The sequence below is a fragment of the Thalassotalea sp. SU-HH00458 genome (assembly GCF_040362795.1).
In the GTDB taxonomy this organism is placed as follows: domain Bacteria; phylum Pseudomonadota; class Gammaproteobacteria; order Enterobacterales; family Alteromonadaceae; genus Thalassotalea_H; species Thalassotalea_H castellviae.
The window spans coordinates 25589-44000 of the sequence record NZ_BAABWW010000004.1 but is presented as its reverse complement, the minus strand read 5'-3'; the positions used below and the strand labels follow the sequence as shown (position 1 = coordinate 44000).

Annotated in this window: 18 protein-coding genes; 13 read left to right on the top strand and 5 right to left on the bottom strand. The window is 37.1% G+C overall.

Annotated features, from left to right (window positions below; genetic code table 11):
- The first annotated feature begins 87 nt into the window (after nt 1-87).
- From dusA to ABXH06_RS07165, 7 genes are all read left to right on the top strand, one after another.
- Complete coding sequence (gene dusA / locus ABXH06_RS07195) at nt 88-1059, top strand: tRNA dihydrouridine(20/20a) synthase DusA (protein ID WP_311583934.1); 972 nt, start codon at nt 88-90, stop codon at nt 1057-1059.
- Nucleotides 1060-1930: 871 nt separating this feature from the next.
- Nucleotides 1931-2251 carry a hypothetical protein gene (locus tag ABXH06_RS07190; protein WP_353517787.1) on the top strand — a complete coding sequence of 107 codons (321 nt, stop codon included), beginning with the start codon at nt 1931-1933 and terminating at the stop codon, nt 2249-2251.
- Between the two features lie 10 nt (nt 2252-2261).
- Nucleotides 2262-2924 (top strand): phage shock protein PspA, encoded by a 663-nt coding sequence (gene pspA, locus ABXH06_RS07185; RefSeq protein WP_311583930.1) that lies wholly within the window; start codon nt 2262-2264, stop codon nt 2922-2924.
- Nucleotides 2925-2942: 18 nt separating this feature from the next.
- Entirely contained in the window at nt 2943-3089 is a 147-nt protein-coding gene (locus tag ABXH06_RS07180; protein ID WP_353517786.1) for a hypothetical protein, read from the top strand.
- Nucleotides 3079-3291: a PspC domain-containing protein gene (locus tag ABXH06_RS07175; RefSeq protein ID WP_311583927.1), complete on the top strand. Its 213-nt coding sequence runs from the start codon at nt 3079-3081 to the stop codon at nt 3289-3291. Before ABXH06_RS07180 ends, ABXH06_RS07175 begins: the two co-directional genes overlap by 11 nt.
- Nucleotides 3292-3339: 48 nt before the next feature.
- Complete coding sequence (locus ABXH06_RS07170; protein ID WP_311583925.1) at nt 3340-3681, top strand: hypothetical protein; 342 nt, start codon at nt 3340-3342, stop codon at nt 3679-3681.
- Nucleotides 3682-3718: 37 nt separating this feature from the next.
- Nucleotides 3719-4696 (top strand): tetratricopeptide repeat protein, encoded by a 978-nt coding sequence (locus ABXH06_RS07165; protein ID WP_353517785.1) that lies wholly within the window; start codon nt 3719-3721, stop codon nt 4694-4696.
- 78 nt (nt 4697-4774) lie between these two features.
- Here ABXH06_RS07165 and ABXH06_RS07160 read toward each other — a convergent pair whose 3' ends face one another.
- Nucleotides 4775-5515 (bottom strand): enoyl-CoA hydratase-related protein, encoded by a 741-nt coding sequence (locus tag ABXH06_RS07160; RefSeq protein ID WP_353517784.1) that lies wholly within the window; start codon nt 5513-5515, stop codon nt 4775-4777.
- Nucleotides 5516-5582: 67 nt separating this feature from the next.
- On the opposite strand from ABXH06_RS07160, the gene ABXH06_RS07155 reads away from it, so the two are divergent.
- The 6 genes from ABXH06_RS07155 to ABXH06_RS07130 all read left to right on the top strand — a co-directional run bounded on the left by ABXH06_RS07155 (nt 5583) and on the right by ABXH06_RS07130 (nt 13373).
- Complete coding sequence (locus ABXH06_RS07155; protein ID WP_353517783.1) at nt 5583-6074, top strand: copper chaperone PCu(A)C; 492 nt, start codon at nt 5583-5585, stop codon at nt 6072-6074.
- 9 nt (nt 6075-6083) lie between these two features.
- A complete protein-coding gene (locus tag ABXH06_RS07150; RefSeq protein WP_311583915.1) occupies nt 6084-7076 on the top strand; it encodes a DUF2333 family protein in 993 nt (330 codons plus the stop codon).
- Between the two features lie 5 nt (nt 7077-7081).
- On the top strand, nt 7082-7867 hold the full coding sequence (locus ABXH06_RS07145) for a TIGR04219 family outer membrane beta-barrel protein (protein WP_353517782.1): 786 nt from the start codon (nt 7082-7084) through the stop codon (nt 7865-7867).
- Nucleotides 7868-8152: 285 nt separating this feature from the next.
- Entirely contained in the window at nt 8153-12121 is a 3969-nt protein-coding gene (locus ABXH06_RS07140; protein WP_353517781.1) for a rhombosortase-dependent M36 family metallopeptidase, read from the top strand.
- Between the two features lie 64 nt (nt 12122-12185).
- Nucleotides 12186-12740 carry a hypothetical protein gene (locus tag ABXH06_RS07135; RefSeq protein WP_353517780.1) on the top strand — a complete coding sequence of 185 codons (555 nt, stop codon included), beginning with the start codon at nt 12186-12188 and terminating at the stop codon, nt 12738-12740.
- Between the two features lie 300 nt (nt 12741-13040).
- Nucleotides 13041-13373 carry a DUF3718 domain-containing protein gene (locus tag ABXH06_RS07130; RefSeq protein ID WP_311583911.1) on the top strand — a complete coding sequence of 111 codons (333 nt, stop codon included), beginning with the start codon at nt 13041-13043 and terminating at the stop codon, nt 13371-13373.
- Between the two features lie 139 nt (nt 13374-13512).
- Here the strand turns inward: ABXH06_RS07130 and ABXH06_RS07125 are convergent, their stop codons facing one another.
- From ABXH06_RS07125 to ABXH06_RS07110, 4 genes are all read right to left on the bottom strand, one after another.
- On the bottom strand, nt 13513-14313 hold the full coding sequence (locus ABXH06_RS07125) for a DUF1338 domain-containing protein (protein WP_353517779.1): 801 nt from the start codon (nt 14311-14313) through the stop codon (nt 13513-13515).
- A gap of 190 nt (nt 14314-14503) precedes the next feature.
- Complete coding sequence (gene astD, locus ABXH06_RS07120; RefSeq protein WP_353517778.1) at nt 14504-15976, bottom strand: succinylglutamate-semialdehyde dehydrogenase; 1473 nt, start codon at nt 15974-15976, stop codon at nt 14504-14506.
- Nucleotides 15977-16048: 72 nt separating this feature from the next.
- A complete protein-coding gene (astA, locus tag ABXH06_RS07115) occupies nt 16049-17065 on the bottom strand; it encodes an arginine N-succinyltransferase (RefSeq protein ID WP_353517777.1) in 1017 nt (338 codons plus the stop codon).
- A gap of 77 nt (nt 17066-17142) precedes the next feature.
- Nucleotides 17143-18360, bottom strand: a complete 1218-nt coding sequence (locus tag ABXH06_RS07110; protein WP_353517776.1) for an aspartate aminotransferase family protein — start codon at nt 18358-18360, stop codon at nt 17143-17145.
- Nucleotides 18361-18412: the final 52 nt, after the last annotated feature.

Genomic DNA, 18412 nt, shown 5'->3' with positions numbered 1-18412 from the left:
CCTCTTATAATTCCGTATAGTTAGCACAAAATTTCAGTTGTGCTAACTAACGTCTGAACCAGTTTTAAATATATTTATTTTAATTATATGATTTCACATAAACTCTCTGTTGCCCCGATGCTCGATTGGACTGACCGTCATTGTCGCTATTTTTATCGCGTTATGTCTAAACGTACGGTGTTATATACCGAAATGGTTACTACCGGAGCAATACTTTTTGGTAAGTGGGACTATTTAGCGTTTAATGAGCCTGAGCATCCCGTGGTATTACAGCTTGGTGGCAGTGATGTAAATGCGATGACGGAGTGCGCTAAACTCGCCGAGCAGAAAGGGTATGATGAAATTAACATTAATGTTGGTTGCCCGTCTGATCGTGTACAAAATGGGATGTTTGGCGCATGTTTAATGGCTGATCCCAGTTTAGTCGCTGACTGTGTGAGTAGTATGAAAAATGCAGTTAATATTCCTATTACCGTTAAATCTCGTATTGGGGTTGACGATCAAGATAGTTACGAATTTTTACATCAATTTATTGATACCGTAAAACCTGCCGGTTGTGAGCACTTTATCATTCATGCGCGAAAAGCATGGTTAAGTGGTTTAAGTCCAAAACAAAATAGAGAAGTACCTCCTTTAGATTACGGACGTGTTTATCAAATTAAACAGGATTTTCCTGAATTAGAAATTTCAATTAATGGCGGCATAAAAACGTATGAAGAAAGTCGTGAACATTTACAACACATTGATGGTGTCATGATAGGTCGCGAAATTTATCAAAACCCATATATGTTAACCGAAGCTGATCAGCAAATATGGGGAGATAATACCGCCATTAAAACTCGCCAAGAAATTATCGATGAAATGTGTGAATACATTGATGAATATGTTGCCACAGGTGGTCGTTCTTGGCATGTGGTTCGTCATATGTTGGGGATGTGTAATGGTTTACCCGGCGCGAAACAATTTCGTCGTTTTTTAAGTGAAAACTCAGGAAGAGAAGGCGCAAATAGCCAAATATTAAAAGAGGCTTTTGCAAAAGTAGGTGGTGGATCTTTTTAATTATTTTTCATCAATTGTCTTGATTTCGGGATATTCTTTCCCGATTTCGGGAATGTTGTCAGTCCCTTATTTAGCAATATCATAAAAATTTCACTACATAATGGTGTAATACACCAATTTACGCATTAGCATGTGGAAATATTTTAAACGTTTTTATTTTGTAAAAATTAAATTCATATACTTTTCAGGTAGTTACTATTTTTTTTATTCCTTGGCACAACCTTTGTACTACTTAGTGCGTCTTTATTATTAACTATGAAAGGGAAGTGCTAATGATTAACTTAATAACTGTATCTACTTTAATGATGTTACCGGCTATCACAATATTAGCTTGTTCTATGCTTGTCAGCATGTTTGAAGGAAGCTCGTTTAAAAAATAACACGGGTTTCTTTATCAACGTAACGCTTTTAAACCATCCACTAAAGTCATCCACTAAAGTATTAAAGCTAAATAACCATCTACTTATTTAATGAATACTGTTACGGTTACTTCTTTTATTAGCACTTCTGCTCGAAAGTTTAACTTCTTACCGTTCCATTCCTATTTAATAAATCATCAAGCTTTCAATGTTTCTTTTTGTAATCCTATCGAGATATTGGCTATTTCAAAATGAATTTTTAGCTTTGATAATCAATTTATCAGTCAACTTATCAGTTAATTTTATCAAGTGGTTAATTTAACCAATCAATAGGTTTATTAAACTAAATATTAGTGCGACATATTATGTCTTACGTTGCTCAGATTGTTAGTTTTTAATATAAGTTACTGTAATTTAAGTAATTGTGTCTATTGGCACAAAGGTTGATATAGACATTGTAGTCGTAAAATTTAATTTGTTTTCAACTGAACTGAGCATAAAAGGAGAATTTGATGAAAACCATTAACCGCGTATTTGTCATTGCAACAATCGTTCTAGGAATAGGAACAACTGCCAGTGCATCTGCAAATAATAGCCGTATTGAAGATTCATTAAAGCATGTCATTGTTAAACAAAGTCAGCAAGTAAGTGAGCGTTTAACTGAGCAGTTACAACACACCATTAACGTTGAATTAAATAATATAGTTTTAAACGCTTTACCAATCATTAATCGTGATATTTCAACAGGGCAAATTACGAATAAACAATTAGTAAGCAAAAATCAGTTAACTAATACATCAAGTATCGTTAACACCACAACAGAAGAAGAGTAGGGGTTTTATTATGGGTATGTTTTCACGTTTTACAGATATCATAAATGCTAATTTAAATAGTATGTTAGATAAGGCAGAAGATCCTGAAAAAATGATCAAATTGATCATTCAGGAAATGGAAGAAACACTAGTAGAAGTTCGATCTACTGCAGCAAAACATATTGCTGAAAAGAAAACGTTATCACGTCAAATCAAAAGTATTGAAAAAAATATTGCGAACTGGCAAGACAAGGCCCAAACAGCGCTTGCTAAAGAACGTGAAGATCTTGCTAAATCAGCTTTAGTTGAGAAACATAAATGTCAAACGCAGTTAGATGCATTAATGTCAGAGTTGACCGAGTTAGAAGAATTTTTAGCATCAGTACAAAACGATGGCCAAAATTTACAAAATAAACTCGCTGAAGCGAAACGTCGTCAAGACGCTTATCTACTACGTCAACAATCGGCACAAGTTCGCTTAAAAGTAAGAGAAAAAGCCGCGGTTTATAACATAGAAGATGCGATCAATAAGTTTGAACGTTATCAACAAAAAATTGATGAAGTTGAAGCGCAAGTTGAAGCATATGACATGACAAGTAATCAAGATTTAACTAGCCAAATTAATGCACTAGAAGCTGATGAAGCCATTGATAAAGAACTTGCTGAAATGAAGAAACAAGTTGTAAATGGCTAATAACCATGGAGGTTTAACATGGCAACCTTTACTTGGTTTGTTGTTATCGCCATGTGTATAGCTCCAGCAATTATTATGTTTATCACTGCTGGAGTTACCTCAATTTATAAGCATGCAACGGCATGGTTTACCACAAAAGATGAGGAAGTTGATCATGAGTTATGAACGTCATTATTCAGTACATAAAACGTTAACAAAAGATGTAATCCATAAAAAAGTATCAGGTGTGTGTGGTGGTATAGCTAAGCATTATGAATTACCGCGATTAGGAGTAAGAATTGCAGCCATTGTCGCGTTATTTTCGTTTCCGGTTGTGACTGGTGTTGCCTATATCGTTGCAGCTATGCTGTTGCCAACACGTAAGTAACATTAAATAAATTTATCATTACTTTACTATGTTCATTAAGGAGCGAGTATGTCATTTTTTAAATCGTTAATTTTAGCAATATTCGCGACCCTATTTTTAACCTATGTTTTAGGTACTAGTTTTATCGAAATGTTGGATATTGATGTCTATATGGGAGATGAGTTAATTGAACCTTTAAAGGCTATCAGTATCTCAGCAATAGTGGTAATGATATTAGTATTAATTGCCTTAGCTATTGTGTTAAGTGTTTTTGGCTCATTAATCTTTATCGCCATGTTAATTGTCGGTGGTTTTGCAATGTTAATGATAGGCGTATTCTGGCCGATTTTCTTAATTGCTGGGGTAATATGGTTAATTGCTAGGGATAAAAAATCAGTGCAATATCAGTAAAGCATCACCTTAAATAATAATAAATACAGGAAGTAAAATGAATAGAAAAATAATAGCCTTTAGTTTTGCGGTAACATTAAGTTTTGCCAGTTATGCTAATTTATCCGTTGTTAATGACGCTCTAGAAGACGGAGATGTTGTGACGGCCGAACAAGTATTTACACAGCTTTCAAAGGATGAAAAAGTAAGTTTACAAGGGCAAGTGTTGGCTGGTCGTATCTTGTTAGATAAAGGTGATAGCGAAGAGGCATTTGAGCATTTTGAAGCGTTACGTGATGACCAAACTGAAAATGTAGAAGTGAATTATTACTTAGGGTTAAGTGCTGTGATTATGGCGCAAAAAGCGAGTATTTTTTCAAAACTTGGTTATGCAGAAGATTTCCTTGAGGCAATGGAAAAAACAATTGCTTTGCAACCTGAGCATACTGGTGCACTTGATACGCTAATCGGCTTTCATTTGGCGGCGCCGAGTATTGCTGGTGGAGATAAAGATAAAGCACTAATGTATGCGAAACAGTTAAAAAACATTGATGCTGAGCGTGGTATAGAAAAATTGGCTAATGTTTATTGGCAAACAGAAAAAGCAACACTAGCTATGCAAACGTTACAACAAGGGCTAGAGGAGTTTCCTGAAAGCGCATCATTATATTTTACTCGAGCCACTTCATTTATGAAGGATAAAGCCTGGGATAAGGCACGTGAAGATTTAAAGTTGGCGATAAAGTATGCGCCAAATAATAAAGTTAAGAGTCGAGCACTTTATCAACAAGGTAAAACTTCTGCGGAGTCTGGTGAGGAAATTGAGTTAGGTATTAGCGCACTATCGCAAGCATTGCCTTTGTCAGATAAAGAATATAAACCTTGGATAGAATACCGATTAGCGCAGCTTTATCTTCATAACAAAAACTTTTCGAAGGCAAAAGATTCATTGTCTAGGATCAACACAAGTGAAGATGATGATTTGAAAAGCAAGGTTAAAAAATTGAAAAAACAACTGAAAAAATTAACGAGCTAGAAAATTAAAAATAGAAGCTTCAAGAGATTGCTTCTATTTTTAAACGTTAATGAATGAAGGCTTATTTGTAGAAAACAGTTAATTGAAAAATGACGCAAGAATTTTTTTACAAGTATCTGTTTTCACTAACCTAGCAAATTCAGCGCCTTCTTTTTCAATAGCAGATAAAACCTGGCTTTGTGTTGCCTGTTTCATTAATGCTCTGCTTGTTTGTGTTGCATCTGCGGGTAAGCTAGCAATGTAGTTAGCGGATTTCTTAGCTGTTAATAAAAGTTCATCAGCTAGGCAAATAGCATTAACAATGCCGTAATTATATGCTTGCTGACCAGTAAACAAATCACCTAAAACTAATAATTCAAAGGCTCTATTGTGGCCAATGCGAAGTGGTAATAAAACACTCGATGCGGCTTCTGGGCATAAACCCAATTGTGAAAACGGTAATTTAAATTTTGCGTCTGCTGTTGAAAATATCATATCGCAATGTAATAACATGGTTGTACCAATACCAACAGCTGGACCGGCAACCGCCGCCACAATTGGCTTGGTAAAGTTAGCCAGCGTTTTAACAAAAGCAAAGGCGGCTAACTCTTCTTGGCTGTCGGCATGTTGAAGAAAGTCGGCAAGGTCATTACCAGCACAAAAGCAGTGTTCGTTGCCTTGTATTAACACACAATGTATCGAGTCATTTGTTTGCGCGTGATTAAAGGTTTCACATAATGTTTGATACATCGCTGTATTTAAAGCATTTTTTTTATCAAAACGATTTAGAGTGATTGTTAAAACATTATTTTCTATTTCTGAGAGAATTAAGTTATCCATTTGTTATTAGCTTAGTTACAATACCAAGGTAACAATAATATGGATAAATAGGGATGTATAGCACCTAATGAAAAAATTAACTGATCAAATTAAACAAAGTGTGCCTTTGCTTGCTTTATTAGCAGGATTAATCGTAAATATTCAAGCATTTGCTGAAACAGTTGTTGTTGAGCATGGTTATATTCGAGCAACTATCCCTGGCACTACGGTCTCCTCTGCCTATATGGAAATAAAAAATACATCTAAGCAAGATATAGTATTGATTGGTGCAACCAGTAAAGTAAGTGATCGCATTGAAATTCATGAACATGTTATGAATGATGAAATGATGCGAATGCAACAGCGTGAATCGTTAACCATAGCTGCGAATGACAGTGTTGTATTGCAGCCTTCTGGTTACCACTTAATGATTTTTAATTTAGCAGAGCCATTAAAAGTGGATGAAAATGTTGAATTAACGTTGCAATTTTCTGATAAAAAAACAGTAAACATTTTATTGCCGGTACAAAGTATTAAACGTAAAAAGCAAAAAGAATCCGCTCATCATCACCATCATTAGGAGCATATTATGAAGTCAATTTTTACCATGAAGTCTGTTAGTTCTGTCGTTCTCGGTATTTTCTTAGCGCTGTATTTGTTAGGTGTTTATTGGGGATTTGAGCCTGATGAATTTGATATTCACAGTGAAGTCACTAAAGCTGCGACAGCGGAAAATGTCACACCTGTTGTCGGTTATACAACCACAACCGCACTAATTTTAGTTAGTGAGACCTTATTAAACAAACCTGGTGGTTATTTAGCAAATGATGCGTTACCACCTTCAGTGTTTCTCGATAATATTCCATCTTGGGAGTTTGGTGTTCTAGAAATGGTACGCGATATGGCGCTGGTAATGCGTCAAGAGTTTAGCCGTTCACAATCACAATCACTTGAAAATACACATTTAAAAATTGCTCAACCGCAATTCAATATCGATCATACAAGTTGGGCAATGCCAAGTGCTGAGAGTGAGTATCAAAAAGCGATTAATGCGTTATACGATTATCGTAATGCATTAACTGATGTGAACAGTCAATCTGCACAATTTTATGCGCGGGCGGATAACTTAAGAGATTGGTTACAAGAAGTTACTAAGCGTTTAGGCAGTTATTCGCAAAGGTTAAGTGCAAGTGTTGGTCGAGAGCAGTTAAATGTTGATTTAGCCGGTGATAATGTAGCCCAACAATCAACGTATTCGTCTAACAACTTACAACTCAAAACAAGTTGGTGGAAAATAGATAATGAGTTTTATGAAGCTCGTGGAGCCTGTTGGGCATTGTTACACTTTTTACGCGCTATCGAAATAGATTTCAATGACGTATTAGCCAAGAAAAATGCCAAAGTTAGTGTACAGCAGATTATTAGAGAACTTGAAGCTAGCCAAGAAGCTATTTGGAGCCCTATGGTCTTGAATGGAAGTGGTTTTGGCGTACTTGCGAATCATTCTTTAGTGATGGCTAATTATATTTCACGCGCAAATGCCGCATTAATCGATTTAAATGACTTATTGAGTCAAGGGTAAAAATAATGAAAAAAGCTTTATTAACCGCCAGTGTATTAACTTTATTGAGCAGTACAACACAAGCCGATACTCTCGCTGGTTTGTATATAGGTGGTCAAGTTTGGGATAACCAAGCTACAGGCATATTTGGTGAAAGTAATAACCAAGTGAATTTTAATTTATCAGATGAACAGCAAGGTAGTTATTTTATTGCTGTTGAACACCCAATTCCTTTCATTCCCAACGCCAAAATAGCGAAAACATCTTTAGAAACTCAAGGGGTCACCACATTAGATAGAGAAATAACCTTTGATAATAATACTTTTGCTGAAGGCACGGTTGCTGATGCCGGTTTTAATGTCAGCTATGTAGATTACACTTTGTATTATGAACTTTTTGATAATGGACTTTTTTCATTTGATATCGGGTTCACGGGTCGCGACTTTAATGGAGACGTTACCGTTTCAGCAACTGCAAATACTGCAGCAGAAGGTGAAACTCCTGATTATTCAACAGTCACTGGTCGATTATCAACAGATGAAATTGTTCCGATGCTTTACGCTTCAACGATAGTAGGTTTACCCTTTACAGGATTAAATGTTTTTGCCGAAGGAAATTTCTTATCGATTGATGATCATACGCTTTATGATTATCAAGCTGGCTTAAGTTATGAATTAGTCGACAACCTAGCGGTAGATGTAAATATTACTTTAGGCTACCGCTCCGTTAAGTTAGCCCTCGAAGATTTAAGTAATTTATATTCAGATCTTGAATTTAAAGGCGCTTTTGTTGGTGCTGTAGTGCATTTTTAAAGGTTTTAGTGCACCTAGTTTTTGATTATTTTTATATGAAGGCATGGCTAAATAACATGCCTTTTTTATTACTATTTATTTGTTAAATTAAGTCAATCATACTTAAATAATATACACCGTTAACAAATCGTGACAGTTGTTAATGCTGTGTAAAATTATTATCCGATTACCCTTGTCTTTTCTTTATTGAAATGTGTATATTTAAGTAATGCTCAAAATATATTGAGCAATATTTCGTCTAATAATAAATTTAATTCAAATCTAAAAATGATAATAGGGACTTATATGAATTTTAATAAATCGGTAGTTGCTACTTTTGTTAGTGCAGCTATTAGTTCTGTAGCACTGAATGCAATTGCTGCTGATACTCTCAATGCACCAACTTATAAATCTTTTGATAATGTATTGACTCAAAAACAAGCAAAGCATTCAAATGTTGCTACGATCAGTGGCATGCAAAACCAATATGACGCGCAATTAGGTAAAACAACTTTTCAATGGGCAAATGTAAACCAAACTAAACCTGATTTAGGCGCCATTGCTGCAGAACAACAATTAGCAGTGGCAGCAGACTTTTATCTTAATAAATTAGTAGGCCAATCATCAGTAAAAAATGCAGTAGTGCAAACGGTTCTTGCTAATCAACATGACATTGGTCGTGGGGCTAAAATTGCGAAGTACAAGCAAGAAGTAGCAGGTATTGAAGTCTTTAATCGTGAATTCAATATCATGATGGATCCGCAATTTAATTTAGTTGCTTCTTCAGGGTACTTAGCAAATAGTTCAAGTCAGCGTATTTCTTCAATTATTAAAGACTTACCAAGTGCATTTGGTGATTCATCTAATGCAGTCAGTGCCGCTTTTGCTGAAATGGGTGGCGATACAAAATCTGTCGAGCTAGTGAAGCAAGGTTCTGAAGGGCGTTATGATAAATTTTCTGCTGCTAATTTATCAAACGGAAAGCAACTAATTGGTTCACCTAGAGCAAAAAAAGTATTTTTTGAACACAAAGGTAGTTTAATTCCTGCACATTATGTAGAACTGAAAACTGGCAATATAGATACTGTTGACGCCGACTATTTTAGTTATATTGTTTCTGCAAAAACTGGCGAAATATTATTTAAGAAAAACTTAACCAGTCATGCAGAGAAATTTAATTATCGTGTTTATGCAGATGATTCAGGTAGACCTTGGGATAGCCCTCACGGCAATAACATTCCACAAGCTGAAGGCGCTGAATACAATGCTTATTTAAGTGCAGAGTACTTAATGGCACCAATGGTAAGTTTAAGCACTGGTCCTATTAGTACAGGTGATGCTTGGTTAGCCGATGATGCAACAACAACACAAGGTAATAACGTTTCAGCTTATGTTGATGCAATAGCACCTGATGGTTTAACCAATGGTGACTATACCGCTGAAACCACAAGTGATTTTACTTTCGATTACAGCTACGATGAAGAGCAAGCTGAATATTCACTGAATAATAGAAAAGCAGCGATTGTAAATTTATTCTATTTAAACAACTACTTGCATAATGATTATTATGATCATGGTTTCGATGAAGCTTCTGGTAATGCGCAAAATGATAACTATGGTCGTGGCGGTGAAGAAGGTGATGCGTTAAGAGCTGAAGTTCAAGATAACTCAGGTTTTGATAATGCCAATATGAGTACGCCTGCTGATGGTAGCTCACCACGCATGCAAATGTATTTATGGGAAACTACGCAAGCAGTTAATGGCGTTGATTTTGGCATTACTGTTTCTTCACATCCTGAGTTAATGTTAGATGTACTGCAATTTTCAAGCTTTGGCCCTGATGTCTTTGAAGTTTCTGGCGACCTTGTTCGTATTGAAGATGGAACAGATCCAATAAGAGATGGTTGTGAAGAAACCGTAAATGGTGCTGATGTTGCGGGTAAAATTGCAATTATCGACCGCGGTGCATGTAATTTCACGGTTAAAGTTAAACATGCGCAAGACGCAGGTGCTATTGCCGTATTAATTGCTAACAACAATGATGATGGCACGCCGGCACCTATGGGTGGCGCTGACGATACAGTGACCATTCCAAGTATGGGCATTAACTTTAGTGAAGGTGCTGCTTTTTATGAGTTACTTGATGCTAATGAAACTGTTTCTCTGACAATGTTTAAAAATGACCTAACACGTACATTTAAAGCAAGTACATGGGATAACGGTATTGTTGCACACGAATGGGGCCACTATATTAGTAACCGTTTAGTAGGTAACAGTTCAGGTTTAAGTAATTTCCAAGGCCGTGCGATGGGTGAAGGGTGGGGTGATTTCCACGCATTACTATTATTATCTGAAGAAAAAGATACAGCGGTATTAGGCAATGAGAATTACGATGGCGCATATTCATCGACTTCTTATGTTGCACCATTTACTTCAGGTATTCGCCGTGCTCCTTATTCGACAAACATGGAAATCAATCCATTGTCATTTAGACACATTGAATCTGGCATGGGTGCTGATGTTGGTTTACCAGGCACAAATGTAGCGTCTCCACATGCTGCAGGTGAAGTATGGGCTGCGACTCTTTGGGATGCTTTTGTTGCTTTAGCTAATGCGGAAAGTCATACTTTTGTTGAAGCTAAAAATATCATGAAGGATTACTTGGTCGCAGGGTACAAGATGACGCCAATGGCGCCGACTTATACTGAAGCGCGTGATGCAATCTTGGCTGCAGCCTATGCAAATGACGTAGAAGATTACAAATTAATTCTAGCAGCATTTGCCAAACGTGGTATGGGTGTTGGAGCTATTTCTCCAGATCGTTCATCAACTGATAATAGCGGTGTCGTTGAGTCATTTGAAACCGATTTAGCTGTTTTCAACGTTACTTCTCATACACTAGACCTTGACTATGAAGGTATGATGACAGGTTACTGTTCATTAGATGGTATTTTAGATAAAGGTGAAACTGGCACTGCTTCATTTACCGTGCGTAATACAGGTAGTAAAGCCCTAACAGGTGTTACAGGTGTTATCGAAGTTGTGAGCGGTCATGATGTGACGTTTGCTAATGACGGCGTAGTTACCTTTGGCGATGTTGCAATGTTTGAATCATCAACAAGTGCACCAATTGAGTTTACTTTAAATGATGCTGGTACTGGCGATGATTTAGAATTGAAAGTGACTTTCCCTGATCTTGAAGATGGAGCTCAAGCCAATGATTACGATTTGGGAATGATTGTAAACATCGATTTTGAAGAAAATGAATTCACTAATTCAACTCAAGTTAACTCATTAAATACATTAGCCACATTACATGACTTCACGGAAGTAGTAATGGTTGGTGGTGACTTAGCGAAAGGAACCTTTGGTGTAGACTGGTGGGATGCAGGAAAAACTGATGGCATGATTGCCTCATCTGCACATACATTTGAATCTGATGTTGCTTATCAAACACGTACTATTAATGTTGGCTTTGACGGTGAATTTACCATTCAATGGTGGCATCTATACAACCTAGAAGCTGATTGGGACGGTGCTGCTGTTGAAGTTAGTGTAAACGGTGGTGACTGGGTAGATGTTACTGAGATGGGCGGTGAATTTTTAGGTGATGGTTATACCAATACCTTATTAGATTACACAACTTCAGCATTAGCTGATCGTGATGTTTTCTCAGGCATTAACTATGGTTGGGAAACACTTAGCTTTGGTGAAACATTAAATGGTAACCAAGTGCAGTTTAGATTCCGTCAATCAACAGATGGCGCTTTTGTTCCTGAAAGCTTTTCTGGTTTTGCTGCGGGTTGGTATATCGATGATATGACCTTCACAAATACACAAAATAGTATTTTCTCTTCTGTGGTTGCAGGTGATACTTATGCTTGTGATAACCGTGCTCCTAATTTAGTCAGTATCAGCGATACTATTGCGGTAAATGAAGGCGGTGCAGTTAACTTATCTGTTGAAGGTAGCGATCCTAATGGTGATGCATTGACTTATAGCTGGACACAAACCGGTGGTATCGAAGTAACTATGACAGGTGCTGATATGGCGGATATGTCATTTACGGCTCCTGAAGTTACAGGTGACCAATCATTAGAGTTTACTGCGACTATTAATGATGGAACTGACAGTGTTAGTGAAACGGTAACTGTAAATGTTAAAGACACTACAGTTGTTGATGCTGGTCCTGTAACGGGTAACACAGGTGGTGGTTCAACAGGTTGGTTAAGCTTATTGTTACTACCATTAGCAATGTTACGTCGTCGTAAATAAATAATTGCTAATTTTTATCAAGGCTGGTTAATTTAACCAGCCTTTTTATTTTTTGGAGAAAAGTATGAATATAAAATTAACGGCTTTATTAGCTGCTTCACTTTACCTGCTAGTTGCGTGTAATAATCAAGCTGAGGATAGTAAGGAAACTAGTAAAGAATCAATAAAAGAAGCACAGACGCTTAGTACACCAGAAGAAAAATCGAGTGGTGAAAACGTAGTCAGAGATAAAGTGAGTTTGAAGAGTAAAAACCTTAGCATTGATAAAAAGCTAGTCGATAAAAACCAAAAAAAATCTTTATTGATCAATGGTGAAAAATTAATAGTGCATAGCGCCGTGCTCGCAAAAGGCACAAAAGTTTATAGTCCATCAATTCAGCAGGTAGGAATAGTCAAAGGAAACATAGTAGTTGTCACATCAACATTTGATATCAACCAATTAACGGCAGCATACAAAATAAGTTCAATCACTGAAATCGCAGAAAATACCTTTCAGTTAACACCGGATGATTCTGAAGATTTGTATCGTTTTTATCAATCATTGCAAAACGCCCCTGAAATAGAGCAAGTAGAACTTTCAATAGATTACAGTAGGTACCCTCCTAGAGCGGAAAGTTAAACAAGGCTTATCCGCAATATAACGATGAAAAAATTTGATAAAAGTGTTTCCTGCGATGTGCGAGTGTAAATAATTATGTTGTTAAGTTACTTGTATAGTTAATGAAAAATTTAGTTATAAATACAATTAATTAACGGAAATTATTACCTGTCGTGACGTAAAGGTGCCGTCAAATATTGACATTTTTTATTACATTCATCGCGTTCTTAAATACAACTTTCCCAAGAATTACCGCCACTATTAATAATAGAAACAGAAGATATTAATAGCGTTTTCAGGTTTAATTTTAGGAGAGTAATTATGAATATTAAAAAAATGGTTTTAGCTACGATGATAACCGCAGGTTTATCGATGACAACTCATGCGACTGATTTATCTGCAGGCGATAATTCGATTGCGACAGAACTTTGTATGGTCGCCGCATCTGGTAATAGGGCGGCAATGGTTAATCAGATAAAAGCGTCAGGTAAGTCTATGCAATTTATCGCTCAGCATATCAATTGTAATGGTGAAAATATTTTAGCGTTTGTTGAACAACATGGTAAAAATGCACAAAATATGCTGAAAGTTTTAGACAGAGCCTCTCATGATGTTTCGATTACGGATTTAGCTAAAAACACCATAAAAGAATAGTGAGTTATGCTCACTGTGAAAGATTAGCGAGTGAGAGACATGCTTTACTTGGTAAATACTTAAGTTTGACAATAGCCCGTTAACCGTAAATATTGTTTTTACCGTTAACGGGAAGTCTATCTATCTTTGAGCAGTCAAATTAAGCAGCAGCATTGGTGCTTTCAAAGATTTTATCAGCAGAAGCCGCAACAAACCCTGTATATAGCTCGCCATTTTGTGCAGGATATCGCTTGGCAAATTCATAAAAGCATGAAGGTATAGCAACTGTTTCATCTGAAAACTCAACGACGGCTTTATCAGCAATTGTTGAAGATTGCTCTAGCTTAACTTCACTATTCCCCTTTATTTCACCGCCAGTGCTGTTTAAGGTGAAACCTGCTGCTTTTAACGTAATGTTGATATCTTCAAGGTGTTCATAATTGGCTAAATGATTAATGCTAACCGTAAAGTGGTTGGCACGATAACCCCAAGCAGCAAGCCATGCAGCATATTCACTTTCGGCAAGCAAAGTTTGATAGTCAACAAAACTTAATGGCCATTGCTTACCTGAATATAAGAAACTCGGATCTGCTATCACCGACTCATCAAGAGAGTCGACTAAGTTATGGATAATTTTTTGAACGCTTGGAGAAAATTCTTCTACTAATAATTCGCTGATAAATACTTTAGGTAATGTTTTATCGCTATGTTCAAAATGCTTTGCGTAAAGTTTTTTCGCTTCGAAATGGTATTCACCACATTCTTTATAACCTAATGCGATTAAATGCTGAGATAGCTTTGCAATGCCAACTTTTTCAATATTAAAGGTACGATAAGCAACATGATCATTGATCAAGTCGCTACCAGTGCCAAGTATTTGATGGATTTTTTCAGCGGATGGCGTCACTTCAAGATAGTTTTGCCAAATATTTTTAAAAAGTTCGATTACTTGAGTTTTCATTGATTGTTCCTACGACGAAATAATAAAAAATTTTGAATATAATTTTTACCAAGCAATGATGAGTGTGAGCTATTTACTGAATGAGAAACAACGAGGACTAACCATTGCAGGCAATGGTTATATTTGATCTATATTTTTAAAGAAGCTGGGTTTAACGCCAGCTACTTCTAGTGTTTGCACGCTATACATATTATTTGATGGTTAAACCGGGTGATAACGTGGCAGGCATAACCATTTTGTCAGCTTCAACGGAAGCTACAGGGTATGCACAATAATCTGCAGCGTAATAAGCGCTAGCTCTATGGTTACCGCTATCGCCAATACCACCAAACGGTGCTGCACTGCTAGCACCTGTAATTGGTTTGTTCCAGTTAACAATACCAGCTCTGATGCGTTTAAAGAAATGCTGATAATCAGCTTCATTATCGGCTAATAAGCCAGCCGATAAACCAAATGATGTATTGTTACCTTCATCGATGGCTCGGTCAAAATCACTGTAACGATACACTTTTAATAAGGGGCCAAAGTGCTCTTCATCAGGCATATCAGTAATATTGGTGACATCGATAATACCTGGAGAAACAAAACCTGTGCCTGCTTCTTTATGCTCAAGCGATAATAAAGCTTTACCACCAAGTTCTACTAACTGATTTTGAGCATCGACTAAACCTAATGCTGCTTTTTCTGAAATCATCGAACCAATAAATGGTTGTTCTTCATCGTCAAAGTAACCGATTTTTATTGCCTGAGTTGAAGCAACAAGTTTCGCTAAGATCGCGTCGCCTTGAGCACCTTCTTCGATGAATAAACGACGTGCGCAAGTGCAACGTTGACCGGTGGTAATAAACGCCGATTGAATAATGTCGTGCACAACCGTATCAATATCAGCAACACCTTTTACTATTAATGGATTGTTGCCGCCCATTTCTAGCGCAAGAATTTTACCTGGCTGGCCACCAAATTGTTCGTGCAAAAATTTACCTGTGGTTGAACTACCAGTAAAAAATAGGCCGTCAATTTGTTGATGATTGGCAAGTGCTTTACCTGTAGTTACTTCACCTTGCACCATATTAATAACACCAGCGGGTAAACCTGCTTTTTGCCACAGCTTTAACGTTTCTTCTGCAACTAAAGGCGTTAATTCGCTTGGCTTAAATACAATCGTATTACCTGCAATTAACGCAGGCACGATATGGCCATTAGGTAAGTGACCCGGAAAATTGTAAGGACCAAAAACAGCCACTACACCATGCGGTTTATGACGAATAAAAGCTTTTGCGCCTGGCATAGGGTTTTCAACTGTCCCAGTTCTTTCATTATATGCCTTAATTGAAATAGCAATTTTACCTACCATCGCACCCACTTCAGTGCGGGTTTCCCATAAAGGTTTACCGGTTTCTAACGCGATGGTTTTAGCTAAACTTTCCTTGTTTTCAGCTAATAACTCAGCAAATTTTTCAGTTAATGCAATTCTGTTTTCAACGGTAGTTTGTGACCAAGTTTCGAATGCGCTACGAGCGCTTTTTATGGCGGCATCAACTTGTTCCGCCGTCGCGCTTTTTCCTTGCCAAATAACCTCATTTTTTGCTGGGTTTACTGATGAAACATCATCGCCTTGGCCAGTGAGCCATTCGTTATTAATAAATTGTATTGGGTGCGTCATATTCTTTTCCTCATCACTCTCAAATATTTGTATAAATCTATGTTTATATTGATAAATAAAAGAGTTAATTATTTAATTTTGTATTAAGCGTATCCAATCACCTTCGGTGACATTAAGCGCATTTGCTGTTGCTAAGCTTATTACTGCTTGGTTTGCTGTTTCTCTCAATAATAAAGGTGCTTGAACTGCCCTGAAATTAGCAACATTCGTGTTACAAATAATGTAATTATCATCAGAGGTAATTTCGCCAATAAGTACCTGACATTTATGACTTTCATTTACTGACTTGATAGAATTTACTTGTGCTTCAACCGTGGGGCCACCGTCAAAAATATCTACGTAGCCACGACGACAAAAACCTTCCGCTTCTAATAATCGTAATGCAGGCACTGTTTTTTCATGCACTTTATTGATCACTTGTTGCGCGTCTTTACTAAGTAAGTTGACGTAAATAGGGTGTTTAGGCATGAGCTCTGCGATAAACACTTTTTTTCCTATGCCGGTTAAGTAATCTGCTGTTGGAAAATCCATGGAGAAAAAATGCTCTTCAAGCCAATTCCAAAAAGGTGAACGGCCATTTTCGTCCGATACACCACGCATTTCTGCAATCACCGTTTGTGAAAAACGCTCTAAATGTTCTGCAATAAATAAAAATCGCATTCGAGATAAGAATCGACCATTATTATTCTTACGATGGCTCTGAGATAAATATAAAGTGCAAATTTCAGAGGCACCGGTATAGTCATTACATAACGATAGCGTTTCGACGGTGTTGTAGATATTTAACTCGCGCGAGCTATGCACAACTTTACCTAAGTGATAATGGTAAAATGCATCATCTAACCCTACCGCAGCTTCAATACCACTAGTGCCGACTACCTCACCGGTTTCAGTATCTTCCATGACGAACAAATACCCTTCGTTTCCGGGGGCTTTTACGTCTTTATTGAAAGATTCTTCAGCACGATTTATGCGTTGTGTTAATAATTCTTCATTGACCGGTAGTGATGTAAAACCGTGTCCTGATTCTATTGCAATACGGTGTAAAGCATCGTAATCGCTAAGCTGAATAGGGCGTATAATAACCATAAATAAATCTCAATGATGATAAATGACGCTCAAGCATTATGTGTCTTGAGCGTTACAGGAATACTACTTATTGAAAACTAAGCGTTAACAATGTTTGCAACGGCTTTCTCAAATCGAGCTAAACCTTCAGTGATGTCTTCATTTGGGATCACTAGAGATGGAGCAAAGCGAACAATGCTTGCACCAGCAACTAATGTCATTAATCCTTCAGACATAGCAGCATTTAAAAAGTCTTTCGCTCGACCTTGATATTTTTCATTTAATACCGCGCCAACTAATAAACCTTTACCACGAATTTCGCTAAAAATATTGTGCTTCTCGTTAATTGCATTTAAGCCATCCACGTAAAGTTTTGCTTTTGCTTTTACGCCATTTAAGACTTGTGGATCGTTAACGGTATTAAATGCCGCTTCTGCAACCGCACATGCTAATGGGTTACCACCGTATGTGCTGCCATGAGTACCAATTTTTAAGTGTTTAGCTATTTCAGTCGTTGTGATCATTGCACCGATAGGGAAACCGCCGCCTAACGCTTTAGCAGTGGTTAAAATATCCGGAGTTACACCTAATCCCATATAGGCATATAAATCGCCGGTACGGCCAACACCTGTTTGTACTTCATCAAATACCAATAAGGCATTGTGTTCATTACATAGTTCACGTACACCTTTTACAAACTCATCAGTAGGAGAAACAATACCACCTTCGCCTTGTAGTGGTTCCATGACTACAGCACAAGTTTTATCTGAAATAAGCGCTTTAACACTTTCTAAATTATTGTATTCTGCATGATATACATCACCAGGTTTAGGACCAAAACCATCTGAATAAGCCGCTTGACCACCAACAGTAACGGTAAAGAATGTACGACCGTGAAAACCTTGTTTAAAAGCGATGATTTGGGTTTTATCTGCTCCATGAACATCAAGTGCCCAGCGACGAGCAAGCTTTAAAGCGGCTTCGTTCGATTCAGCGCCTGAGTTAGCAAAATACACTTTATCGGCAAAAGTGTTATCTGTAATGTTTTTTGCTAAACGTAGTGCTGGTTCGTTGGTCATTACGTTTGATAAATGCCAAATTTTGTCCGCTTGTTCTTTTAAGGCACCAACTAAAGCCGGATGACAATGGCCTAAACAGTTAACTGCAATACCACCAGCAAAATCAATATATTCACGACCTTCCTGATCCCAAACACGTGAACCTAATCCGCGTACAGGAATCACTGCCGACGGTGAATAGTTTGGTACCATTACTTCATCAAATAGTTCACGGTTTACAGTATTTTGGTTGCTCATTGTTTACTCCTAATATTGAGAATGTTATCTCGGGTAATTTCAAACGGGATTT